This window comes from Pseudomonas frederiksbergensis (assembly GCF_003732705.1).
In the GTDB taxonomy this organism is placed as follows: domain Bacteria; phylum Pseudomonadota; class Gammaproteobacteria; order Pseudomonadales; family Pseudomonadaceae; genus Aquipseudomonas; species Aquipseudomonas frederiksbergensis_F.
This window is the reverse complement of the sequence record NZ_MOBR01000030.1, coordinates 19,174-41,851: the sequence shown is the minus strand read 5'-3', so window position 1 is coordinate 41,851 and position 22,678 is coordinate 19,174. Positions and strand designations below refer to the sequence as shown.

General features: G+C 61.2%; 20 protein-coding genes. 8 read left to right on the top strand and 12 right to left on the bottom strand.

Annotation, left to right across the window (positions count from 1 at the left end; genetic code table 11):
* Nucleotides 1–5: 5 nt before the first annotated feature.
* From metX to BK667_RS24760, 4 genes are all read right to left on the bottom strand, one after another.
* Complete coding sequence (gene metX / locus BK667_RS24775; RefSeq protein ID WP_123599190.1) at nucleotides 6–1,145, bottom strand: homoserine O-succinyltransferase MetX; 1,140 nt, start codon at nucleotides 1,143–1,145, stop codon at nucleotides 6–8.
* A 422-nt stretch (nucleotides 1,146–1,567) separates the two neighbouring features.
* A complete protein-coding gene (locus tag BK667_RS24770) occupies nucleotides 1,568–2,155 on the bottom strand; it encodes a YggT family protein (RefSeq protein WP_123514668.1) in 588 nt (195 codons plus the stop codon).
* A 24-nt stretch (nucleotides 2,156–2,179) separates the two neighbouring features.
* Nucleotides 2,180–2,998: a pyrroline-5-carboxylate reductase gene (gene proC / locus BK667_RS24765; RefSeq protein WP_123599189.1), complete on the bottom strand. Its 819-nt coding sequence runs from the start codon at nucleotides 2,996–2,998 to the stop codon at nucleotides 2,180–2,182.
* Nucleotides 2,999–3,033: 35 nt separating this feature from the next.
* Nucleotides 3,034–3,720 carry a YggS family pyridoxal phosphate-dependent enzyme gene (locus tag BK667_RS24760; protein WP_123599188.1) on the bottom strand — a complete coding sequence of 229 codons (687 nt, stop codon included), beginning with the start codon at nucleotides 3,718–3,720 and terminating at the stop codon, nucleotides 3,034–3,036.
* Nucleotides 3,721–3,776: 56 nt separating this feature from the next.
* Here BK667_RS24760 and BK667_RS24755 point away from each other — a divergent pair, with 56 nt between their 5' ends.
* A complete protein-coding gene (locus tag BK667_RS24755; protein WP_123514674.1) occupies nucleotides 3,777–4,811 on the top strand; it encodes a type IV pilus twitching motility protein PilT in 1,035 nt (344 codons plus the stop codon).
* Between the two features lie 126 nt (nucleotides 4,812–4,937).
* On the opposite strand, the gene BK667_RS24750 is transcribed toward BK667_RS24755, so the two are convergent.
* Nucleotides 4,938–5,558, bottom strand: coding sequence for a C40 family peptidase (locus BK667_RS24750; protein ID WP_123514676.1), 621 nt, complete (start codon nucleotides 5,556–5,558; stop codon nucleotides 4,938–4,940).
* 250 nt (nucleotides 5,559–5,808) lie between these two features.
* Between BK667_RS24750 and BK667_RS24745 the strand changes: the two genes are divergently transcribed.
* Nucleotides 5,809–6,240 (top strand): NINE protein, encoded by a 432-nt coding sequence (locus tag BK667_RS24745; protein ID WP_123599187.1) that lies wholly within the window; start codon nucleotides 5,809–5,811, stop codon nucleotides 6,238–6,240.
* 130 nt (nucleotides 6,241–6,370) lie between these two features.
* Here the strand turns inward: BK667_RS24745 and BK667_RS24740 are convergent, their stop codons facing one another.
* The 7 genes from BK667_RS24740 to gshB all read right to left on the bottom strand — a co-directional run bounded on the left by BK667_RS24740 (nucleotide 6,371) and on the right by gshB (nucleotide 12,443).
* Nucleotides 6,371–7,642, bottom strand: coding sequence for a dihydroorotase (locus BK667_RS24740; RefSeq protein ID WP_123514680.1), 1,272 nt, complete (start codon nucleotides 7,640–7,642; stop codon nucleotides 6,371–6,373).
* Nucleotides 7,639–8,643: an aspartate carbamoyltransferase catalytic subunit gene (locus BK667_RS24735; protein ID WP_053163287.1), complete on the bottom strand. Its 1,005-nt coding sequence runs from the start codon at nucleotides 8,641–8,643 to the stop codon at nucleotides 7,639–7,641. Before BK667_RS24735 ends, BK667_RS24740 begins: the two co-directional genes overlap by 4 nt.
* 27 nt (nucleotides 8,644–8,670) lie before the next feature.
* Nucleotides 8,671–9,177: a bifunctional pyr operon transcriptional regulator/uracil phosphoribosyltransferase PyrR gene (gene pyrR / locus BK667_RS24730; protein ID WP_123514682.1), complete on the bottom strand. Its 507-nt coding sequence runs from the start codon at nucleotides 9,175–9,177 to the stop codon at nucleotides 8,671–8,673.
* A gap of 82 nt (nucleotides 9,178–9,259) precedes the next feature.
* Nucleotides 9,260–9,697 (bottom strand): Holliday junction resolvase RuvX, encoded by a 438-nt coding sequence (gene ruvX, locus BK667_RS24725; protein WP_005792259.1) that lies wholly within the window; start codon nucleotides 9,695–9,697, stop codon nucleotides 9,260–9,262.
* Nucleotides 9,697–10,269 (bottom strand): YqgE/AlgH family protein, encoded by a 573-nt coding sequence (locus tag BK667_RS24720; protein ID WP_123514684.1) that lies wholly within the window; start codon nucleotides 10,267–10,269, stop codon nucleotides 9,697–9,699. Before BK667_RS24720 ends, ruvX begins: the two co-directional genes overlap by 1 nt.
* 197 nt (nucleotides 10,270–10,466) lie before the next feature.
* Nucleotides 10,467–11,366 (bottom strand): energy transducer TonB, encoded by a 900-nt coding sequence (locus BK667_RS24715; RefSeq protein ID WP_123599186.1) that lies wholly within the window; start codon nucleotides 11,364–11,366, stop codon nucleotides 10,467–10,469.
* A gap of 105 nt (nucleotides 11,367–11,471) precedes the next feature.
* Nucleotides 11,472–12,443 carry a glutathione synthase gene (gshB, locus tag BK667_RS24710; RefSeq protein ID WP_123514688.1) on the bottom strand — a complete coding sequence of 324 codons (972 nt, stop codon included), beginning with the start codon at nucleotides 12,441–12,443 and terminating at the stop codon, nucleotides 11,472–11,474.
* Between the two features lie 225 nt (nucleotides 12,444–12,668).
* Between gshB and pilG the strand changes: the two genes are divergently transcribed.
* The 6 genes from pilG (at nucleotide 12,669) to BK667_RS24680 (ending at nucleotide 22,655) form a co-directional block, all read left to right on the top strand.
* Nucleotides 12,669–13,073, top strand: a complete 405-nt coding sequence (gene pilG, locus BK667_RS24705) for a twitching motility response regulator PilG (protein WP_008152601.1) — start codon at nucleotides 12,669–12,671, stop codon at nucleotides 13,071–13,073.
* Between the two features lie 57 nt (nucleotides 13,074–13,130).
* Nucleotides 13,131–13,496 carry a twitching motility response regulator PilH gene (gene pilH / locus BK667_RS24700; RefSeq protein ID WP_027926574.1) on the top strand — a complete coding sequence of 122 codons (366 nt, stop codon included), beginning with the start codon at nucleotides 13,131–13,133 and terminating at the stop codon, nucleotides 13,494–13,496.
* Between the two features lie 10 nt (nucleotides 13,497–13,506).
* On the top strand, nucleotides 13,507–14,061 hold the full coding sequence (locus tag BK667_RS24695; protein WP_123599185.1) for a chemotaxis protein CheW: 555 nt from the start codon (nucleotides 13,507–13,509) through the stop codon (nucleotides 14,059–14,061).
* 141 nt (nucleotides 14,062–14,202) lie between these two features.
* Nucleotides 14,203–16,260 carry a methyl-accepting chemotaxis protein gene (locus tag BK667_RS24690; RefSeq protein WP_123599184.1) on the top strand — a complete coding sequence of 686 codons (2,058 nt, stop codon included), beginning with the start codon at nucleotides 14,203–14,205 and terminating at the stop codon, nucleotides 16,258–16,260.
* Nucleotides 16,261–16,309: 49 nt separating this feature from the next.
* On the top strand, nucleotides 16,310–22,204 hold the full coding sequence (locus BK667_RS24685; protein ID WP_123599183.1) for an Hpt domain-containing protein: 5,895 nt from the start codon (nucleotides 16,310–16,312) through the stop codon (nucleotides 22,202–22,204).
* A complete protein-coding gene (locus BK667_RS24680) occupies nucleotides 22,197–22,655 on the top strand; it encodes a chemotaxis protein CheW (protein WP_123514696.1) in 459 nt (152 codons plus the stop codon). The genes BK667_RS24685 and BK667_RS24680 overlap by 8 nt, the downstream gene beginning before the upstream one ends.
* The last annotated feature ends 23 nt before the right edge of the window (nucleotides 22,656–22,678 follow it).

Here is a 22,678-nt window from a genome sequence, read left to right as displayed (position 1 = left end):
CTTACTCACAACGAAATACGGTTCATGTAATTGCTGAACGCCTGCAGGTAGCGCGGGATCGGAATCAGGAAGGCATCGTGGCCTTGCGGAGCGTCGATCTCGAGGTAGCACACGTCTTTTTTGGCCGCCATCAGCGCGTCCACCAGTTCCCGGGAGCGGGCAGGGGAGAAGCGCCAGTCGGTGGTGAAGGACATCACGCAGAACTTGGACGTGGCGCCGGCGAAGGTTTTCGCCAGGTCATCGTCGAAGTTCGCCGCCGGGTCGAAGTAATCCAGGGCCTTGGTCATCAGCAGGTAGGTGTTGGCGTCAAAACGCCCGGAGAACTCTTCACCCTGATAACGCAGGTAACTTTCGACCTGGAACTCGACGCTGTGGAAGTCGTAGTTGAGCTTTTCGCTCTTGAGGCCACGGCCAAATTTTTCGCCCATGGAATCATCGGACAGGTAGGTGATGTGCCCGACCATCCGCGCCAGCATCAAGCCACGCTTGGGGATCACGCCCGCTTCCTGGAACGAGCCGCCGTGGAACTCGGGGTCGGTGAGGATCGCCTGGCGCGCCACTTCGTTGAACGCGATGTTCTGTGCCGACAGCTTGGGTGCCGAGGCGATGGCCAGGCAGTGCCGCACGCGGTCGGGGTAGGTGATGGTCCATTGCAAGGCTTGCATGCCGCCGAGGCTGCCACCGATCACCGCCGCCCATTGGCGGATGCCGAGCAGGTCGGCCAGATGCGCCTGGCTGTGCACCCAGTCTTCCACGGTCAGCACCGGGAAGTCGGCGCCGAATGGCTTGCCGGTTTCCGGGTTGATGCTGCTCGGGCCGGTAGAACCGTTGCAGCCGCCGAGGTTGTTGAGGCTGACCACGAAGAATTTGTCGGTGTCGATCGGCTTGCCGGGGCCGATGCAGCTGTCCCACCAACCGGGTTTGCGGTCGTCGGGGCTGTGGAAGCCGGCAGCGTGATGGTGCCCGGACAAGGCGTGGCAGATCAGCACGGCGTTGCTCGCCGTGGCGTTCAGCGTGCCGTAGGTTTCGTAGATCAGGTCATAAGCTGGGAGCGAACGGCCACAGGCCAGGGCCAGGGGTTCACTGAAGTGCGCCACTTGCGGCGTCACCAGACCAACAGAATCGGCGGGAAAGGCAGTTGGCATCGACCCTGCTCTCGTTGAAATGAGGCGTAAGTCTAAAGACCGCTGTGGCTAGCGGCAAGCAATGGGCGGGGTGTTTGGGAAATAGGTGATCGGCTTTGGATCGACCCCTCACCCTAACCCTCTCCCCAAGGGGGCGAGGGGACTGACCGAGTTGTTTTTTCGAATTACATCGACCTGAAGTATCGAGCCGAACTCTAGTTCCGAAGATTCCTCGATCAGCTCCCTTTCCCCCTCTCCCCAAGGGGGCGAGGGGACTGACCGAGTTGTTTTTTCGAATTACATCGACCTGAAATATCGAGCCGAACTCAAGTTCCGAAAAGTCCCCGATCAACTCCCTTTCCCCCTCTCCCCTATGGGGAGAGGGCTGGGGTGAGGGGTGGCTCTTAGAAGCGCCACTTGTTTAAAGCGAGCAGCTTTCCCGGTCAGATCAGACCGAGCAACCCATTCGGCATCAGCGCGAAGTACGCCAGGCGCGGGATCAGCCAGCTCTGCAGCAGCTGAATCACGATAAACGCGAAGATCGGCGAGATATCGAGGCCGCCCAGGTTCGGAATGATCCGACGGAACGGGGCGAGTACCGGTTCAGTGATCTGAGCGACCAGTTCGGCACCCGGATTGTGGCTGCCCGGAGCGACCCAGGACAGGATCACGCTGATGATCATCGCGTAGAAAATGACGTTCAAGAACAGCGAGAACAGAGCGATCAGCGCCCAAGGCACCAGGAACAGCCAGTCGACCATGAAGCCTTTGAGCAGCAGGATCACCGCGATCAGCAGCATTTGAATGAGCAGCGCCAATACCAGCGACGACATGTCCAGCCCGAACATGCTCGGGATGACCCGGCGCAAAGGCTTGAGCAGCGGTTGAGTGGCTTTCACGATGAACTGGCAGAGCGGATTGTAGAAGTTCGCCCTGACCAGCTGCAGGATGAAGCGCAGCAGCACGATCAGCAGGTACAGGCTGCCCAGGGTTTTGATGATGAAAATGGCAGCGTCATTGAGTCCAAGCATCATTGATTCCTTTGTAAGAGCTGATTAGCGACCCAGTTGTTCGGCCATCTCGGCCGAGCGGTGTGCCGCGGCGCCGAGTGCTTTTTCTACCAGGGCTTCGAAGCCCCCGGCCTGGAACGACTTGATGGCGGCTTCCGTGGTGCCCGCAGGCGAGGTTACGCGGCGACGCAGTTCTGCGGCGTCCACGTCACTGGCGACCGCCATGTGCGCGGCGCCGAGAGCGGTTTGCAGGGTCAGTTGAGCGGCGATGTCCGCCGGCAAGCCGAGTTTCACGCCAGCGGCGGTCATGGCTTCGATCAGCAGGAAGAAGTACGCCGGGCCGCTGCCAGAAACGGCGGTCACCGCGTCCAGTTGTTGCTCTTGGTCCAGCCACAACGCGATGCCGACGGCGGACAACAGCTCTTGGGCCTGTTGGCGTTGCTCGGCGGTCACTTCGGCCGTGGCGAACAAACCGCTCACGCCCTGACGCAGCAGCGCCGGGGTGTTAGGCATGCAGCGCACGATCGGCTGGGCGCCGAGCCAGTTGTTCATGCTGGCGCACGTGATGCCAGCGGCGATGGACACCACCAGTTGATGGGGTTTGAGGCTTGGGCGAATGGCTTCGCACACGGCTTTCATCGCCTGGGGTTTGACCGCCAGCACGATGACGTCGGCGTCCCGGATGGCGTCAGCGTTGTCGGCGAATACGTCGATGCCGTGCTCGGCATTCACGCGAGCGCGGGTTTCAGCGCCGGGATCGCTGGCGCGGATGTGGGCCGCGTCCAGACCTTTGGCGCGCAGGCCACCGATCAGGCTGGCGGCCATGTTGCCGGCACCGATAAAGGCAATACGAGTCTTGCTCATGTCAGGTCCTTATAAAGAGAGGCGTCAGTCATTGATCAGGACTGACCATAATCGCGGGCGCCAAACAGGGCCGTACCGATACGGACCCATGTGGCGCCCTGGGCGATGGCCGACTCGAGGTCGTGGCTCATGCCCATGGAAAGTGTGTCGAGGGGCAGATCGAGGCTGGCTTGCAGGCTTTGCACGGCAGCAAAAGCGGCGTCCTGGGCGGCGCGGTCGTCCGTCGGCTCGGGGATCGCCATCAGCCCGCGCAACGTAAGGCGCGGCAATTCGCTGATGGCCTTGGCCAGGGCCGGCAGGTCGGCCGGGGTGCAGCCGGATTTGCTGTCCTCGCCGCTGACGTTGACCTGGATGCAAATGTTCAGCGGGGGCAGATCGGCAGGACGTTGTTCGGACAGGCGTTGTGCGATTTTCAAACGATCCACGGAATGCACCCAAGCGAAGTGCTCGGCGATAGCGCGAGTCTTGTTCGATTGAATGGGGCCGATGAAGTGCCAGATCAAGGGCAGGTCGGCCAATTCGAGCTGTTTAGCCAAGGCCTCCTGCAGATAGTTCTCACCAAAGTCTCGCAACCCCGCAGCGTGGGCTTCACGCAGGGCCTCGGCGGGCTTGGTCTTGCTCACGGCCAGCAGATGGACGCTGTGCTCGTCGCGATGAGCAGCTTGGGTCGCTGCCTGGATACGCGAACTAACCTGGAGAATGTTGTCTGCTATCGTGGACATCAAGAGGCGCCGCCGGTCTGAAGGTTCGCGGCATTCTACTGGAATTGAGGAGCGCTATGGATATCACTGAGCTGCTGGCATTCAGCGCCAAACAGGGCGCGTCCGACTTGCACCTGTCTGCCGGCCTGCCACCGATGATTCGCGTCGATGGCGATGTGCGGCGCATCAACCTGCCGGCCCTGGACCACAAACAGGTGCAGGAATTGATCTACGACATCATGAACGACACCCAGCGGGTGGATTTCGAAAAACACCTGGAAACCGATTTTTCCTTTGAAGTGCCGGGTGTGGCGCGCTTTCGGGTCAACGCGTTCAACCAGAATCGCGGTGCCGGCGCGGTGTTCCGGACCATTCCGTCGAAGGTCCTGAGCATGGACGATCTGGGCATGGGAGATGTGTTTCGCAAGATTACTGAAGCGCCTCGCGGACTGGTGCTGGTGACCGGCCCGACAGGTTCCGGCAAGTCCACCACCCTGGCGGCAATGATCGACTACCTGAATAACCATCGCCATCACCACATCCTTACCATCGAAGACCCGATCGAGTTTGTCCACGAATCACGCAAATGCCTGATCAATCAGCGTGAAGTTCACCGTGATACCCGCAGTTTCGCCACCGCCCTGCGCTCGGCGCTGCGGGAAGACCCGGATGTGATTCTGGTCGGCGAGATGCGCGATCTGGAGACCATTCGTCTGGCGTTGACTGCGGCAGAGACTGGTCACTTGGTGTTCGGTACGCTGCACACCACGTCGGCGGCGAAGACCATCGATCGGGTGGTGGACGTGTTTCCGGGGGATGAGAAGTCGATGGTGCGCTCGATGCTGTCCGAGTCGTTGCTGGCGGTGGTGTCGCAGTCGCTGGTCAAGAAGATTGGCGGCGGGCGAATCGCGGCGCATGAAATCATGCTCGGCACCTCGGCGATCCGTAACCTGATCCGCGAAGACAAGGTGGCGCAGATGTACTCGTCGATTCAGACCGGGGGCAACCTGGGGATGCAGACGCTGGATATGTGCTTGAAGGACTTGGTGACCAAAGGCTTGATCAGCCGCGAGCACGCGCGGGAGAAGGCGCGGTCGCCGGATAACTTCTAGGAGGAAGTGATCGTTCCCACGCTCTGCGTGGGAATGCAGCCCGGGACGCTCCGCGTCCCAAACGGCCGAACGCGGAGCGTCCGTTGAGGCATTCCCACGCGGAGCGTGGGAACGATCAATGCCGGATCAACGCTGAACGACGCGCATCTGGTTCGGTTCTTTCGGCAGAACCCGCTTGGCCACCACGTAGTGGCTTTCCCAGTACGGCTTCTTCAGCGTATCGATGGACACCGCTTTGCCACGGCGTGGTGCGTGGATGAAGCGGTCGTTGCCCAGGTAGATGGCAACGTGGTTGACTCGACGGCTCTTGATATTGAAGAAAATCAAATCGCCCGGCTTCAGATCCGCGCGTTCGACTTTCTGGCCATGACCGCTGGCCATGGCGTTCGAGGTGCGTGGAAGGTCGAACGTAGCGTCGTTAAACGCGTATTTCACCAAACCGCTGCAATCGAACCCTTTACTTGGGCTGCTGCCGCCCCAACGGTATGGAGTACCGAGGACGTTCACCGCACGGCTCAACACGTTGCTGCTTTGCTTGGTCGCCATCGGTGGCACCAGCTTGCTGTTGACCGTGGCCAGGGCAGTGGAGTGTTTTGCGGTTTGCTTGTTTTTGCTCGAAGGAGCAGAAACATGGGATTTCGGGGTGTAACCATTAACGTTAGGAAGACGTTGCTCACGATTGGTGGCGTGGGCGGCCAGTGGCATCAAAAGGCAAATGGTTAGCCATGTCTTGAAAAATGGACGCATTAGGCAAGGCTCATATGGGTTAGCGCGCAACTTTATAACAGCTTTTTTGACCCTTCCGAGGCCGTTGGTCGATTGGACCTGGGAGTCAACGGAACCAAATAAGCGGCAAATTGACGCGATTGTCTGACAGGAGTCAGGTGGTACAAGGCTTTGACGGAAGTGACGGTAGCGTTTGCCATACGTCGGACGCCTGTAAAAAAGTCACAAAGAATTCAACAATATTTATCTATCGTGTGATTCGAGGACATTCATGAACACCTATCAACACCCCTCAACCTATCAAGACACCCACAGCAAACTGATCGGTTACCTGCTGTGGATTTTCGGGTTTACCGGGGCTCATCGCTATTACGGCAAGCCGGTGACCGGGACGATCTGGTTCTTCACCTTCGGTTTGCTGGGTATCGGTTGGCTGATCGACCTTTTCCTGATCCCGTCCATGGACCGTGAAGCCGACCTGCGCTTCACCGCCGGGCCGATCGAATACAGCGTGGCGTGGATTCTGCTGACGTTTCTCGGGGTGTTCGGCGTGCACCGGATGTATCAAGGGAAGTGGATCAGCGGCTTGCTGTACCTGGTGACGGGCGGGGTGTTCTTTCTGGGGGTGCTGTTTGACTTCTGGACGCTCAATACTCAGGTTTCGGTGGTGAATACCATCAGTAACCGGGCGGCTGGTCGTTAATACTCCAAGAGTAGGGGCAGTTCCAAACTACTGAGGCGTTTTTCAGTCAGTCATCGCGAGCAAGCTCGCTCCCACATGTAATGCGTTTCCCTGTGGGAGCGGGCTTGCTCGCGATGGCGGCGACGCGGTCTTAAGCCTGGTGGCTAATCCGCCCATCCACCAAGGTGTAACGCACCACCCCTGGCAGGCTGTGGCCAATGAACGGACAGTTCTCGCCCTTGGATAGCCAGGTTTCCCCGGCCACGGTCGAGGCCGCAGGGTCGAACAGTACGATATCCGCAGCGCCACCCACCGCCAACTTGCCCGCCGGTAGGCGCAAGGCCTCGGCAGGGCCGGCACTCAAGCGTGAGAGCAGGGTCGGCAGATCGAGCAGACCGTCTTCTACCAGCGTCATTGCCAGCGGCAGCAACAGTTCAACACTGCTGATCCCCGGCTCGGTGGCCCCGAACGGCGCCAGTTTGGCGTCCCGTTCGTGGGGCTGGTGATGGCTGGAGATGGCCGAAACCACGCCGGACTTCACCGCCGCGCGCAGGCCATCGCGGTCGGCGCGGGTGCGTAGCGGCGGCTGGACGTGATAGAGGCTGCTGAAGTCGATCAACGCTTCGTCGGTCAGAATCAGCTGATACAACGCCACATCGGCGGTCACCGGCAGTCCACGAGCCTGAGCCTGAGCGATCAGGGCTACGCCGCGAGCGCTGGTGAGTTGGCTGAAGTGCGCACGCACGCCGCTTTGCTCGACCAACAGCAGGTCCCGGGCCAGGGCCACGGTTTCGGCGGTTTCCGGAATCCCCGGCAAACCGAGGAAACTCGCGGTCGGGCCTTCATGAGCCAGGCCACCTTCGGCCAGATCATGATCCTGAGAGTTGAAAATCACCGTCAGGTCGAAAGTCGCCGCATATTCCAGCGCCCGGCACAGGGTGCGGGCGTTGCGGAAGCTCTCCAGACCGTTGCCGAAGGCGACACAACCGGCATCGCGCAGTGCAACGAGTTCTGCAAGCTGCTCGCCGTCCAGGCCTTTGCTCAGGGCGCCAATCGGGAACACTTTGGTGTTGCCGGCTTCGCGGGCGCGGTCGAGGATCAGTTCGGCCACGGCAGAGGTGTCCAGCACTGGTTTGGTTTTCGGTGGGCAGCACAGGCTGGTCACGCCACCAGCCGCCGCAGCGCGGGTTTCGCTGGCGATCGAGCCTTTGCGGCTATAGCCCGGTTCACGCAGGGCGACGTTCAGGTCAACCAGCCCAGGCGCGGCCACCAAGCCTTTGGCATCAATGGTTTCTAAAGCCGTGAAGCCGGCCGGTGCCGCGCCAAGAGCGACAATCTTGCAGGCTTCAATATGAATATCGGTAACTTGATCCAGACCCGAGGTTGGATCGATGACGCGGGCGCCGAGAATGCTGAGCTTCACTGGGCGTTCTCCTGCTCGAATTGGCGCTGGGCAGTCTGCCCGCTCATGGCCATGGACAGCACAGCCATACGAATCGCAATACCGTAGGTGACCTGGTTGAGGATCACCGAATGCGGACCGTCGGCCACCGCCGACTCAATCTCCACCCCACGGTTGATCGGCCCCGGGTGCATGACGATGCAATCCGGTTTCGCCCCGGCCAGGCGCGCGGTGGTCAGGCCGAACAGGCGGTAGAACTCGCCTTCGCTCGGTAGCAAACCGCCGGTCATGCGTTCCCGTTGCAGGCGCAGCATGATCACCACGTCCACATCTTTCAGGCCTTCGGCCATGTCGGTGTAGACCTTCACGCCGTATTGCTCGATGCCGATCGGCAGCAGGGTTTTCGGCGCGATCACGCGGATGTCCGGGCAACCAAGGGTTTTCAGCGCGAGCATGTTCGAGCGCGCGACCCGCGAGTGCAGGATGTCGCCGACGATGGCCACCGAGAGGTTTTCGAAACCGCCCTTGTGCCGACGGATCGTCAGCATGTCGAGCATGCCCTGGGTCGGGTGCGCGTGACGGCCGTCGCCACCGTTGATGATCGCCACTTGCGGGCACACGTGTTCGGCGATGAAGTGCGCTGCACCGGAGTCACCGTGACGCACGACGAACATGTCGGCAGCCATGGCTTCCAGGTTGCGCAGGGTGTCGAGCAGGGTTTCGCCCTTGCTTGCCGACGATGTCGACACGTTCAGCGTGATCACGTCTGCCGACAGGCGTTGGGCCGCCAGTTCGAAGGTGGTGCGGGTGCGAGTCGAGTTCTCGAAGAACACGTTGCACACGGTCTTGCCGCGCAGCAACGGGACCTTCTTCACCGCCCGGGCGCCGACTTCGAGGAACGAGTCGGCGGTGTCGAGGATTTCCGTCAGCAGCTCTCGGCGCAAACCGTCGAGCGAGAGGAAGTGGCGCAGCTGGCCCTGATCATTGAGCTGCAGCGGGCGCTTGGTTTCTAGAGGCGTCATCGCGAGGGGGACTCTCAATAGGGCGAATTAAAGGGCGAGGTCTTGCAGTTCAAGCACCAGCGGTGACGGTCCGGACAGCTTCACCCGTTCGTGGGCGGCCAGGGCCAGGGTCGCGCCGACCACGTTCGGGCGGATCGGCAGTTCGCCGGCGTCCAGGTCCAACAGGCACACCAGGGTCACGCTGGCCGGGCGGCCGTAGTCGAACAGTTCGTTCATGGCGGCGCGGATGGTGCGGCCGCTCATCAGTACGTCGTCGATCAGCACCAGGTCCTGGCCTTCGATCTCGAACGGCAGGGCCGAAGGGCGCACTTGCGGGTGCAGGCCGTTCTGGCTGAAGTCGTCGCGATAGAAGGAAACGTCCAGGGTGCCGAGGGGCGAGTCGCTGCCCAATTCATCGAGCAAGGCCTGGGCGACCCAGACGCCGCCGGTACGAATGCCGATGTAACGCGGTTCGCTGATGCCACGGTGTTCCAGGTGTGCCTTGAGACGGATCGCCATCTGGCTGATCAGGTCGGCGGGATTGGGCAGGCTCATGGTTGCTCCTTCTTGGGCCCGAGCCGGTGCGTATGGGGTTTGGCTCGGGTTGTCGCTATAGAGAGTCGCTTGTTGCAGCTCTTCAGGATTCGAACAGTGCGGTGTTTTCGTCGAGCCAGCCTTGCAGCAGCAGGGCGGCGGCGATGGCATCGACCGGGTTGTCGCGGTAGCTGCCCTTTTGCCCGCCACGATCACGCCGCTCGCCCTTGGCTTCGAAAGTGGTCAGGCGTTCGTCGTGGGTATAGAAGGGCAGGTTGTAGCGGCCGTTGAGGCGACGGGCGAACTTCTCGGCCCGCAGGCACATGTCGCTGGGCGTGCCGTCCATATTCAACGGCAGGCCCACCACCACGGCGTCCGGCTTCCATTCCTTGATCAGGGCTTCGACCTGATTCCAGTCGGGAATACCGTTTTGCGCCTTCAAGGTGCACAGCTCGCGGGCCTGGCCGGTAATCACCTGGCCGACCGCTACGCCGATCTGTTTGGTGCCGTAGTCAAAACCCAGGATCAGTCGCAGGGCCATCAGGCGTGGCCTGCCTGGCTGGTCAGCAGGCTGAGGTTGACCCCCAGGTGCCGGGCCGCCGCTTCGAGGCGTGATTCGCTGCTGGTGTTGAACAGGATGTCGGCGTTGTACGGGCAGGTCAGCCAGGCGTTGTCGGCCAGTTCGGCCTCCAGTTGCCCGGCTTCCCAGCCTGCGTAACCGAGGGTGATCACACTTTTCGCCGGACCGACGCCGTCCGCGATGGCGAACAGCACATCCTGGGAAGTGGACAAGGACAACTCGCCTTCCAGATCAACGGTCGCCTGGAAGGTTTTCCCCGACGGATGCAGGACAAAACCGCGATCCGTCTGCACCGGCCCGCCGATAAAGATCGGCACATGCTGGCAGAGCACGGGTGGCTCGATGTCAGGGCGCAGTTGCTCGAGGATATCGGCCAGGTTCAGGTCTTGCGGACGGTTGACCACCAGCCCCATGGCGCCATTGGCCGTGTGCTCGACGATGTAGGTCAAGGTATGCGCAAAGTTCGGGTCGGCCATGTGAGGCATGGCGATCAGGAAGTGATGCTTGAGGTAGCTGGGGCTGACGTTCTTCATGAGCGCTAGTGTGGCGTTGGAGGGGCGAACTGACAAGCTGGGGATGTGTAGGAAATGCCTGCGCGGGTGTGTTTTTGATCTGGGTTTGCTTGAGGGCGCCCTCGCGGGCAAGCCTCGCTCCTACAGGTACGGTGTTTACTTTGTAGGAGCGAGGCTTGCCCCCGAAGGCGTCGACCCGATCACCACAAATCCATCGCTCAGTTACTGGAGAGCTTGTCGCCGCGGGCAAATTTCCAGGTGCGGATGATTTCCAGTCGGTCGATATCCGACAAATCCCCGGTAAACGGTGAAAACGGTGCCGCCAGCCGCACAATCCGCTGGGCAGCCTGGTCCAGCAGCGGTTGCCCGGACGACTCCAACACCAGCACTTCATACAACGAACCGTCGCGATTGATCGAGACCATCAGGCGCAAGTTGCCGTAGATCTGCTTGCGCCGCGCTTCGTCGGGGTAGTTGAGGTTGCCGATGCGCTCGACCTTCTTGCGCCACTCGTCTTTGTACCAGGCGCCCTTGTCTTTCATGGTCGACGCCGCGCTCAAGCGGTGGATGCGCGGGCGCTTGGCGTACAGCTGTTGTTCGTTGGCCAGTTCCGCTTCCAGGCTGGCGATGTCGCTGGACAGTTGCGAGCTGTCGAACGTCGGCGCGGCCACGGCAGGCTTGGGTTGGGTCTTGGGTTCTTCGTTTTTGGCCGGGGCTTTTTTCGGCTTCGGTGCGATGGTGGTCACCGCAGCCTTGGGCGCGGCTTCCGGCACTTCAGGCTTGGCCGCTGGCGGAGGGGTGACTTTCTGCACCTTGTTGTCCTGGAACGGCGCGACCTCGGTGGTCTTGGGAATCGCCTTTTTATCCAGGGTGCCGCTGCCTTCCTGATTCTCTTGCGCAAGAAAATCGGCTTTCTTCGGCTTGGTTTCGCTTTTGAAAGTGGCAAGGGTGATTTCCAGGGTTTTGCTGATCTGCTTGGGTTCGACCATCGTAAAGCCGACGCCCAACAGCAAGGCCAGGTGAATCAACGCCGCGAGAAACAGGGTAAAACCGAGGCGATCGGCCGGGCGCACGCCACGATGGGCGAGTTCAGCGGGCAGATCGGACGGCAGAGTCATGGCAGAAAAACCAACATCGCGTTTTTTTGGGCTCGGTATGATAACGCAATGTTGGTTTTTAGCTTCAAGCTACGAGCTTCAAGCGACAAGCTGTAGGCGTGCGCTTCATGCTTGCGACTTGTGGCTTGCAGCTTGCAGCTTCTTCTCGATCGCCTCCATCAACATCCCACCGATATCGGTGCCGAACGCGTTATCAATCTCGCGAATGCAGGTCGGGCTGGTGACGTTGATTTCGGTCAGGCTCTCGCCGATCACGTCCAGGCCGACGAACAACAGGCCTTTTTCACGCAGGGTCGGGCCGACTTGCGCGGCGATCCAGCGATCCTTGTCGCTCAGCGGACGGGCTTCGCCACGGCCACCGGCGGCGAGGTTGCCACGGGTTTCGCCAGCGGCCGGAATCCGCGCCAGGCAGTAATCCACCGGTTCGCCATCAATCATCAGGATGCGTTTGTCGCCGTCCTTGATCGCCGGCAGGTAAGCCTGGCCCATGATCTGCTGGGTGCCCAGCGCGGTCAGGGTTTCGAGGATCACCGACAGGTTCGGATCGCCCGCACGGTGACGGAAAATCGAGGTGCCACCCATGCCGTCCAGCGGCTTGAGGATCACATCGCCGTGCTTGGCGGCGAATTCACGCAACACGTCGGCGCGGCGACTGACCACGGTCGGCGGTGTGCATTGCGGGAACAGCGTGGCGAACAGCTTTTCATTACAGTCGCGCAGGCTCTGCGGCTTGTTGACCACCAGCACGCCGGCGCGCTCGGCTTGCTCCAGCAGGTAGGTGGAGTAAACGAATTCCATGTCGAACGGCGGATCCTTGCGCATCAGGATCACGTCCAGATCGCTCAGCAACGCGTCGGTCTCGGCTTCCAGTTCGAACCACTTCTCCGGGTTGGCGAACACCTTCAGCGGCCGCATCCGCGCCCGTGCTTCACCTTCGCCCTGGTACAAATCCTTCTGTTCCATATAGAACAGTTCCCAGCCGCGCTTCTGTGCGGCCAGCAGCATGGCCAGCGAGCTATCCTTTTTATAGGAGATGCTGGCGATAGGGTCCATGACAATCCCGACGCGAACGCTCATGGGTTTTTCCTCGAAATGGGGTGGTCCGAAAGGACACGAAAAAGTGGCGTCAGAGTGGCGCTGAGTGTGTTCCCGGTCAAGGAAAAACCACCGCGCCCGTCGGCCGATAGATTGGTCATTGAGACTGTGCTAAAAAGGTCGCCATGTCGCGCTGGCCCTTCAGCATCAAGGGTTTCGAGCCGTCAAACGGACAAATTGATTCGCAAAGGCGACGGTAGAGCATTTATGGAACAGCATTCCAGCGCCTTGAAGGTCATGGTGATCGACGATTCGAAGACGATTCGCCGCACCGCCGAAACGCTGTTGAAAAACGTAGGCTGTGAAGTCATCACGGCCATCGATGGTTTCGATGCGCTGGCCAAGATTGCCGACAATCATCCGGGCATTATCTTTGTCGACATCATGATGCCGCGTCTGGATGGTTATCAGACCTGCGCTTTAATCAAGAACAACAGTGCGTTCAAGTCCACGCCAGTGATTATGCTGTCGTCCAAGGACGGGCTGTTCGACAAGGCCAAGGGGCGCATCGTCGGCTCCGACCAGTTTTTGACCAAGCCTTTCAGCAAGGAAGAACTGCTGAACGCGATTCAGGCCCATGTACCGGGCTTCGCCGCCGTTTTGCCGCAGTAGGACACGCACAGTGACGCTCGGCCAGCGGGCCCGGTGTCGACAAGAATGGGGAAGACCATGGCACGTATTCTGATCGTCGATGATTCGCCGACTGAAATGTACAAACTGACCGGCATGCTGGAAAAGCACGGTCATGAAGTGTTGAAAGCCGAAAACGGCGCGGACGGCGTGGCCCTGGCCCGCCAGGAAAAACCCGACGCCGTGCTGATGGACATCGTCATGCCCGGCCTCAACGGTTTCCAGGCCACCCGCCAGTTGACCAAAGACCCGGACACCGGGCACATCCCGGTGATCATCATCACCACCAAGGATCAGGAAACCGACAAGGTCTGGGGCACGCGCCAGGGCGCCAAGGATTACCTGACCAAACCGGTCGACGAAGAAACCCTGATCAAAACCCTGAACAACGTGCTGGCCGGTTGATCCCCCGGCCATGACCGAGTCGCTGACGGCTTTCGAACTGCTGCTGCAGATCGACCAGCGGTGTCGCGTGCTGGCGGCGGACTTACCGTCCCAACCAACTCGCCAGGACAGCTGGAGCGGCATCGGTTTTCGCCTGGGCGAGCACTGGTACGTCGCGCCGATGGGCGAAGTCAGCGAAGTCCTGCATGAACCGCGCCTCACTCAACTGCCCGGCGTGAAATCCTGGGTCAAGGGTGTGGCCAACTTGCGTGGACGGTTGCTGCCGATCATGGATGTTTGTGCCTTCTTTTCGGATAAAGAGCTTGGGAATGAATTGTCGGCGGTGCGCAAACAACGGCGGGTGCTGGTGGTGGAATACAAAGACGTGTTTGCCGGGTTGATGGTCGATGAAGTCTACGGCCTGCAACACTTTGCCCAGGACAGCCTGGAAGCGGTGCCGCCGAACGAACTGAACGGCGCGATTGGCGCGTTCGTCCAGGGTCGGTTCCAGCGTGAACAGAGCTGGCAAGTGTTCAGCCCGTTTGCGCTGGCGCAGTCCCAGGATTTTATGCATGTCGCGGTGTAGGCACCGCAATCCCGTAGGAGCGAGGCTTGCCCGCGAAGGCGTCGTGTCAGTCGACATTAATGTTGAATGAATAACCGCTTTCGCGGGCAAGCCTCGCTCCTACAGGGGATGGGTTGAATTGGGCAGTACAGGCGAGGACCGATGACAAAAGCAAAAACAGGCACCCCCGAAGGGTCCCGCAGCCGTTCGCAGATCATCGTGCTGTTTATCGCGCTGATCATCTTCATCATGCTGCTGTTCGCCAACTTCGCTTACCTCAACACCCAGGCCACCTACGACAAACAGTACATCGGCCACGCCGGTGAGCTGCGCGTGTTGTCCCAGCGTATCGCCAAGAACGCCACCGAAGCCGCCGCCGGCAAGGCTGCCGCGTTCAAGTTGCTCAGCGATGCGCGCAACGACTTTGCCCAGCGCTGGGGTTACCTGAAAAAGGGCGACCCGAGCACCGGCCTGCCGCCCGCACCGTCCACCGTGCGCCCGGAAATGCGCGCAGTGCAGCTGGACTGGGAACGCCTGCTGAAAAACACCGACGCCATTCTCTCCAGCGAACAAACCGTGCTGTCCCTGCATCAGGTTGCCGCGACCCTGGCCGAAACCGTGCCGCAGTTGCAGGTCGAGTACGAAAAAGTCGTCGAGATCCTCCTTCAACGTGGCGCCCCGGCGGCTCAGGTCGCCATGGCTCAGCGCCAGTCACTGTTGGCCGAGCGCATCTTGGGCGCGGTGAACACCGTGCTGTCCGGCGACGAAAACTCCCAACAAGCCGCCGATGCGTTCGGCCGTGATGCGGCACGTTTCGGTCAGGTATTAACCGGCATGCTCCAGGGCAACCCGGCGCTGAAAGTCAGTCAGGTCGAAGACAAGGATGCCCGCTCGCGCTTGACGGAAATTTCCGAGTTGTTCGAATTCGTCTCGGGCTCGGTGGATGAAATCCTCGAAACCTCGCCGGAACTGTTCAAGGTCCGCGAATCGGCGACCAGCATCTTCACCTTGTCGCAAACCCTGCTCGACGAAGCCTCGCACCTGGCCACCGGTTTCGAAAACCTCGCTGGCGGGCGCAATACCGACACCATCGGCGGCTACGTGCTGGGCCTGTTGGCGCTGATGTCGATCATCCTCATCGGTCTGGTGATGGTTCGCGAAACCAACCGCCAGCTCCAGGAAACCGCCGAGAAGAACGAGCGCAACCAGAACGCGATCATGCGTCTGCTCGATGAAATCGAAGACCTGGCCGACGGCGACCTGACCGTGACCGCTTCGGTGACTGAAGACTTCACCGGCACCATCGCCGACTCGATCAACTATTCCGTGGACCAATTGCGCGATCTGGTGGCAACCATCAACCTCACCGCCGGCCAGGTCGCCGCCGCCGTGCAGGAAACCCAGGCCACCGCCATGCACCTGGCCCAGGCCTCGGAGCATCAGGCTCAGCAGATTTCCGAAGCCTCGACGGCGATCAACGACATGGCCCAGTCCATCGATCAGGTCTCGGCCAACGCCGCCGAATCCTCCGCGGTGGCCGAGCGCTCGGTGGAAATCGCCAACAAGGGCAACGAGGTGGTGCACAACACCATCCACGGCATGGACAACATCCGTGAACAGATCCAGGACACCGCCAAGCGGATCAAGCGTCTGGGTGAGTCTTCCCAGGAAATCGGCGACATCGTCGGCCTGATCGACGACATTGCCGACCAAACCAACATTCTCGCGCTCAACGCGGCTATTCAAGCCTCCATGGCCGGTGACGCCGGGCGCGGGTTTGCCGTGGTCGCCGACGAAGTGCAACGGCTGGCCGAGCGTTCGTCCGCCGCGACCCGACAAATTGAAACCCTGGTGCGGGCGATCCAGACTGATACCAATGAAGCGGTGATCTCCATGGAGCAGACCACCACCGAAGTGGTGCGCGGCGCGCGTCTGGCGCAGGATGCCGGTGTGGCCCTGGAAGAAATCGAAGGCGTGTCGAAGACGTTGGCGGCGCTGATCCAGAGTATTTCCAACGCCGCGCAGCAACAGACGTCGTCCGCCGGGCAGATTTCCCTGACCATGAACGTGATCCAGCAGATCACCACGCAGACCTCCTCCGGCTCCACGGCGACCGCCGAAAGCATCGGCAACCTGGCGAAAATGGCCAGCCAGTTGCGGCGCTCGGTGTCGGGTTTCACCCTGCCGACCGAGCCGAAGCAGGCCACGGACAACGCTTGAACCGCCTGCGGGCGTGAGCATTGCAGTAAGAATTGAGAGCGGAGTGGTTATGGGTGATCGGCACGACTATGTGGCCCTCGAGTGGGTCAAAGGCGAGATTGCCGAAACGCTGAAGCAGGCTCATCAAGCGTTGGAGCAACTGCTGGATGACCCGCAGGCGACCTACGCGCTGGGCGAGTGCCTGACCTGTATCCATCAGGTCCACGGCAGTTTGCAGATGGTCGAGTTCTACGGCGCGGCCCTGCTCGCCGAAGAGATGGAGCAACTGACCGCCGCCCTGCAACAAAACCGCGTCAGTCATCGCGATGAAGCCATTCATCTGTTAAGACAGGCCTTGGGGCAGTTGCCGATCTACCTCGACCGGGTGCAAGGTGCACGTCGCGATCTGCCGCTGGTGGTGCTGCCGCTGATCAACGATCTGCGCAGTGCCCGTGGCGAAAGCCTGCTGTCGGAAACCAGCCTGTTCAGCCCGCAACTGCCGGACTTGCCGCCGCTGGATCCAGACGATCTGGCGCTGCTGGAACCACCCGAATTACCCAACGTGCTGCGCAAATTGCGGCAGATGTTGCAAATGGCATTGGTCGGTTTGCTTCGCGAGCAGGATGGCGAAACCAACCTGGATTACCTGACCAAAGTTTTCGCCAAGCTTGAAACCTTGTGCGGTGACGCGCCGCTGAGCCCGTTGTGGCAGGTCGCTTCGGCGCTGGTCGAAGGCCTGCGCAAAGGTGCGATTGCCAACAGCCCGGCGCTGCGCAGCCTGTTCAAGGACGCCGACAAAGAACTCAAACGCTTGCTGGAACAGGGCATGCCCGGCGTCAATCAGGCGCCGCCGCCCGAGCTGCTTAAAAGCTTGTTGTTCTACATTGCCAAAGCCGAACATCCCACCGGGCAGATGCTGACCATGAAAGATCGCTACGGACTGGACGATGCGCTGCCCGACAGCGCGATGGTCGACGAAGAACGCGCACGCCTCGCCGGCCCGGACCGCGATGCCATGCGCTCGGTGCTCGCTGCATTGTGCGAAGAACTGGTGCGGGTCAAGGAACGCCTGGACCTGTTCGTGCGCAGCGACCGCCAGCACACCTCGGACCTGGAAAGCCTGCTCGCGCCCCTGCGGCAAATCGCCGACACCCTGGCGGTGCTCGGTTTCGGCCAGCCGCGCAAGGTGATCATCGATCAACTGGCGGTGGTGCTGAGCCTTGCGCAAGGCCAGCGCGAACCCAATGACGCGATCCTGATGGACGTGGCCGGGGCCTTGCTCTACGTCGAAGCGACGCTGGCCGGGATGGTCGGCACCGTGGAACCGGAAAGCCAGGAAGAAAGCCGCCTGCCCACCACCGACTTGACCCAGATTCACCAGATCGTGATTCGCGAAGCGCGGATCTGCCTGCAACAAGCCAAGGACATGATCGTCGACTACATCGACGCCGACTGGGACCGTCAGCAACTTCAACCCTTGCCGGCGCTGCTGACCCAGGTGCGCGGCGCCCTGGCGATGATTCCGCTGAACCGTGCCGCGAGCCTGATCGAAGCCTGCAACGGCTTCATCCGCGAACACTTGCTGGTGGACACCGATCATCCTGGCTGGCAACAACTCGACAGCCTGGCCGACGTCATCACCAGCATCGAGTACTACCTCGAACGCCTCAACGACGATCCGCAAGAACTGGGCGAACACCTGCTCGACGTCGCGGAAAACAGCCTGGCCGCCCTCGGGTTTTTCCCCGCCGAAAAACTCGTTCCGGTACTTGAAGATGTGCTGAGCCCCAACGAAGCCCAGGTCATGCAAGACCTGCAGGAACTGGACGATCCCGACACCGTGCAATCCCTGGCCGCCGTGCTGGCGAGCCCGGTTTCCGCCGTCAACCCGCCGGCCCTGAACACCCCGGGCAGCCTGTTGCCGCCGCCGGTGGGCGAAGAACCGGTGGACGATGAGCTGCGGGAAGTGTTCCTCGAAGAAACCGATGAAGTGCTGGAATCGCTGCGCGAATACCTGCCGCGCTGGTCGGCGAATGTTGGCGATACCGCAGCCCTGAGCGAACTGCGCCGCGCCTTCCACACTTTGAAAGGCAGTGGCCGGATGGTCCGCGCATTGGTGCTCGGCGAACTGGCCTGGGCCGTGGAAAACCTGCTCAACCGGGTGCTGGAACACAGCGTCGAACCTGGGCCGGCGGTGCAACAACTGCTGATCGATGCACTGAATCTGCTGCCAGAACTCATCAACGAATTCGCCGCCAATGCCCAGCGCCAGCGCGACGATGTGGACCGCTTGGCCGCCCGGGCTCACGCCTTGGCCAAGGGCGATGAATCGCTGTCCGATGAGGACACCCAAGACGTCGCTGCCCTCGATCCGTTGTTGCTGGAGATCTTCCGCAACGAAGCCGAAACTCACCTCGCCAGCCTCAATCGTTTCCTCGATAAGGCTGCCGAGCATGTGCCGCTGCAAGCCAGCGACGAATTGCAGCGGGCCTTGCACACCCTCAAGGGCAGCGCTTCGATGGCCGGCGTGGTGCCGATTGCCGAACTCGCCGCGCCGCTGGATCAACTGGCCCGTGAGTACAAGGCACACCTGATTGCCCTCGACCTGGATGAAGTCGAATTGCTGCTGGAGGCCGAAGGGCTGTTTCGCCTCGGCTTGCGCCAGCTCAAGACCGATCCGCTGGCAGAAATTCCCGATGCCCGTTCGTTGATCGAACGCACCCATGCGCTGCTGGACGAACGCCTGGAAGCCATCCTCAGCGCGCCGAACCGGGCCTTGCGGGTCAAGCGCGACCCGCAACTGATCAACAACTTTTTGGCCCAGGGCATGGATATCCTGCTGGACGCCGAAAGCCTGTTGCAGCGTTGGCAGCAGCATCCCGGCGAGCGTCAGGAACTCAGCGCGTTGCTGGACGAACTGACCACCCTCGGCGAGGGCGCGCACCTGGCGGATCTGCACCCGGTGGATGAACTGTGCGAAGCCTTGCTCGACCTCTACGGTGCAGTGGAAGAGAGCAGCCTGGCGGTCAGCGACGGGTTTTTCCATGAAGCGCAAAGTGCCCATGAAGCGCTGATCAACATGCTCGACGAACTGGCCGCCGGCCAGGAAGTCAGCCCGCAGCCGGAGCGGGTCCGGGCCTTGCGCGGTTTGCTCGATGCGAGCCTCGACCCATCAGCCATGGGCCTGATTCGCAGCGACGGCAGCCGGGCATTGAGCATTCGCGAACTGGGCAGTGCCACTGCCGAGCTGTCGCACACTGCGACGCAGATTGAACACGACGACGAGATCGTTGCGATCTTCCTCGAAGAAGCCGTGGATATCCTCGAAAGCGCCGGCCAGGCCTTGCAGCGCTGGTTGAGCGATCCGGACAACGCCGCGCCGCTGTCGTCGTTGCAGCGGGATTTGCACACCCTCAAGGGCGGTGCGCGGATGGCCGAGGTCGAGGCGGTCGGCAACCTCGCCCATGAACTGGAAAACCTTTACGAAGGTTTGGTGGATCGTCGTTATAGCCACAGCGAGGCGCTGGCGCGGTTGCTACAGACCAGCCATGACCGCTTGGCCGTGCTGCTTGAGCAGTTGCAGAGCCAGAAGCCGTTGGGCGATCCCGACGAACTGATTGAAGCCATTCGCACGTTTCGCCAGGGCAATGCCGGCACGCCGGAACCGGTCGAAACGGCCCACGAACATGATTCGCCCGGCCATGACCCGGAGCTGCTGGAAATCTTCCTTGAGGAAGGTTTCGACATCATCGAAAACTCCGGCGCGGCGCTGGTGCGCTGGCAGGCCGAGCCGTCAAATCGCCAGGAAGTGGAAACCCTGCTGCGCGACCTGCACACCCTCAAGGGCGGTGCGCGGATGGTGGAAGTCGCCCCGATTGGTGACCTCGCCCATGAGCTGGAATTCCTCTACGAAGGCTTGTCCGCCGGGGTGCTGCAACCCACCGCGCCGCTGTTCACGCTATTGCAAAGCAGCCACGACCGCTTGGCGCAGATGCTTGACGCCACCCGCGCCGGGCAACCTTGCCCGCCAGCGGATCGGCTGATCGATGCGATCAAGAACTTTAGCCATCCAGTGGTGCCCGAAGCGCCGGTCGTTGCGCCCGTTACGGTTAAGGTTGAAACACCGGCACCAGATGCCGGCGCCGACATGGTCAAGGTTTCGGCAGAACTGCTGGACGATCTGGTCAACCTCGCCGGGGAAACCTCGATTTTCCGTGGCCGCATCGAGCAACAGGTCAACGATGCCCGCGTGGCCCTGAGCGAGATGGAAACCACCATCGAGCGCATGCGCGATCAGTTGCGCCGCCTCGATACCGAAACCCAAGGGCGGATCCTCAGCCGTCAGCAAGTCGAAGCCGAACGCCTGGGCTACGAAGAATTCGATCCACTGGAAATGGACCGCCACTCGCAATTGCAGCAACTGTCTCGCGCGCTGTTTGAATCAGCCTCCGACTTGCTCGACCTCAAGGAAACCCTCGACCGCACCAATCAGGACGCGGAAAACCTGCTGCAACAGCAGGGCCGCATCAACACCGAATTGCAGGAAGGCCTGATGCGCACGCGCATGGTGCCGTTCGAACGGATGCTGCCGCGCTTGAAACGCATCGTGCGTCAGGTCTCCAGCGAGTTGGGCAAGGACGTGGAATTTGTCGTCGGCAACGCCGAAGGCGAAATGGATCGCAACGTGCTGGAGCGCATGGCCGCGCCGTTGGAACACATGCTGCGTAACGCCGTGGATCATGGCTTGGAATCCGCCGAAGTGCGGATCGCCGCGGGCAAACCGGCTCAGGGTCGCATCACCCTTGATCTGTCGCGAGAGGGTGGCGACATCATTTTCGACATCCGCGACGACGGCGCGGGCGTGCCGCTGGACGCGGTGCGGCGCAAGGCGATCAAGCGCGGAATGCTCGCACCGGACAGCGACATCAGCGACCGCGACGTCCTGCAATTCATCCTGCAACCGGGGTTCTCCACGGCCGAAAAAATCACCCAGATTTCCGGGCGTGGCGTGGGCATGGACGTGGTGCATGAAGAAGTGCGGCAACTCGGCGGCAGCATGGTGATCGACTCGACGGCGGGGCAGGGCGTGCATTTTCGCATTCGCCTGCCGTTTACCGTGTCGGTCAACCGGGCGCTGATGGTGCAGTGCTTCGACGATCAATACGCGATCCCGCTGAACACCATCGACGGCATCGTCCGCGTACTGCCCAACGAACTCGAAGGGCATTACCGGCTCGATCCGCCGACCTACAAATACGCCGGGCAACACTATGAACTGTGCTACCTCGGCGAACTGCTGAAAACCAGCACCCGCCCGAAACTGCTGGGCCAGAGCCTGCCGTTGCCGGTGCTGCTGGTGCAATGCAATGAACGACACATCGCCGTGCAAGTGGATTCCATGGCCGGCACCCGCGAGATTGTGGTCAAAAGCCTCGGCCCGCAATTTGCGGCGGTGCAGGGTTTGTCTGGGGCGACGATTCTGGGGGATGGCCGGGTGGTGCTGATTCTCGATTTGCTGGCGCCGATCCGCGCCATGCAAACCCGCGTGCCGCAACGGCCGGTGACCCAGGATGTCGAGGCCGAGCCGCATAAACCGTTGCTGGTATTGGTAGTGGACGACTCGGTGACCGTGCGCAAAGTCACCAGCCGGTTGCTCGAACGCCACGGCATGAACGTGCTGACCGCCAAGGACGGCGTCGATGCCATGCTGCTGCTCGAAGACCACCTGCCCGACGTGATGCTGCTCGACATCGAAATGCCGCGCATGGACGGCTTCGAAGTCGCGACCCAAGTGCGCGCCGACGAACGTTTGCAGCACCTGCCGATCATCATGATCACCTCCCGCACCGGCCAAAAACACCGCGACCGCGCCATGGCCATTGGCGTCAACGACTACCTCGGCAAGCCGTACCAGGAATCGGTGCTGCTCGAAAGCATCGCGTTGTGGAGCAAAACCCATGCTTGAGCATCGCACCAGCAACCTTACGGGCCTGTTGCTGCCCTTGGCGGATCGTAATTTGATCCTGCCCAACGTCGCGGTTGCGGAGTTGATCGACTATCAACCGGCGGCGTTCGATCTGGATACACCACCGTGGTATCTGGGATTGGTGACCTGGCGGGATCGGCAAATTCCGTTGCTCAGTTTCGAGTCGGCGTGTGGCAACAAAGTGGTGATTGGCGAGCGCGTACGGATCGTCATCCTCAATGCGCTGGGCGGGCGACCGGAGTTGAAGTTTATTGCGCTGCTGGTGCAGGGGATTCCGCGTTCCTACAAGTTGGATAGCCAGTTGAGCTATGTGGATGTGCCGTTGTGTTCGCTTGAGCAAGCGGCGGTGCAGGTGGGGGAGCAAGTGGCGAAGGTGCCGGATTTGTTGGCGCTGGAAGAACTGCTGATCACTGCCGGCCTAGCCCACTGATCGTTCCCACGCGCAGCAAAGGA

Coding starts and splice junctions, on each gene's coding strand:
- metX (WP_123599190.1), bottom strand. CDS start 1,145: ATGCCAACTGCCTTTCCCGCCGATTCTGTTGGTCTGGTGACGCCGCAA.
- BK667_RS24770 (WP_123514668.1), bottom strand. CDS start 2,155: ATGCTTGGACTCAATGACGCTGCCATTTTCATCATCAAAACCCTGGGC.
- proC (WP_123599189.1), bottom strand. CDS start 2,998: ATGAGCAAGACTCGTATTGCCTTTATCGGTGCCGGCAACATGGCCGCC.
- BK667_RS24760 (WP_123599188.1), bottom strand. CDS start 3,720: ATGTCCACGATAGCAGACAACATTCTCCAGGTTAGTTCGCGTATCCAG.
- BK667_RS24755 (WP_123514674.1), top strand. CDS start 3,777: ATGGATATCACTGAGCTGCTGGCATTCAGCGCCAAACAGGGCGCGTCC.
- BK667_RS24750 (WP_123514676.1), bottom strand. CDS start 5,558: ATGCGTCCATTTTTCAAGACATGGCTAACCATTTGCCTTTTGATGCCA.
- BK667_RS24745 (WP_123599187.1), top strand. CDS start 5,809: ATGAACACCTATCAACACCCCTCAACCTATCAAGACACCCACAGCAAA.
- BK667_RS24735 (WP_053163287.1), bottom strand. CDS start 8,643: ATGACGCCTCTAGAAACCAAGCGCCCGCTGCAGCTCAATGATCAGGGC.
- pyrR (WP_123514682.1), bottom strand. CDS start 9,177: ATGAGCCTGCCCAATCCCGCCGACCTGATCAGCCAGATGGCGATCCGT.
- ruvX (WP_005792259.1), bottom strand. CDS start 9,697: ATGGCCCTGCGACTGATCCTGGGTTTTGACTACGGCACCAAACAGATC.
- BK667_RS24720 (WP_123514684.1), bottom strand. CDS start 10,269: ATGAAGAACGTCAGCCCCAGCTACCTCAAGCATCACTTCCTGATCGCC.
- BK667_RS24715 (WP_123599186.1), bottom strand. CDS start 11,366: ATGACTCTGCCGTCCGATCTGCCCGCTGAACTCGCCCATCGTGGCGTG.
- gshB (WP_123514688.1), bottom strand. CDS start 12,443: ATGAGCGTTCGCGTCGGGATTGTCATGGACCCTATCGCCAGCATCTCC.
- pilG (WP_008152601.1), top strand. CDS start 12,669: ATGGAACAGCATTCCAGCGCCTTGAAGGTCATGGTGATCGACGATTCG.
- pilH (WP_027926574.1), top strand. CDS start 13,131: ATGGCACGTATTCTGATCGTCGATGATTCGCCGACTGAAATGTACAAA.
- BK667_RS24695 (WP_123599185.1), top strand. CDS start 13,507: ATGACCGAGTCGCTGACGGCTTTCGAACTGCTGCTGCAGATCGACCAG.
- BK667_RS24690 (WP_123599184.1), top strand. CDS start 14,203: ATGACAAAAGCAAAAACAGGCACCCCCGAAGGGTCCCGCAGCCGTTCG.
- BK667_RS24685 (WP_123599183.1), top strand. CDS start 16,310: ATGGGTGATCGGCACGACTATGTGGCCCTCGAGTGGGTCAAAGGCGAG.
- BK667_RS24680 (WP_123514696.1), top strand. CDS start 22,197: ATGCTTGAGCATCGCACCAGCAACCTTACGGGCCTGTTGCTGCCCTTG.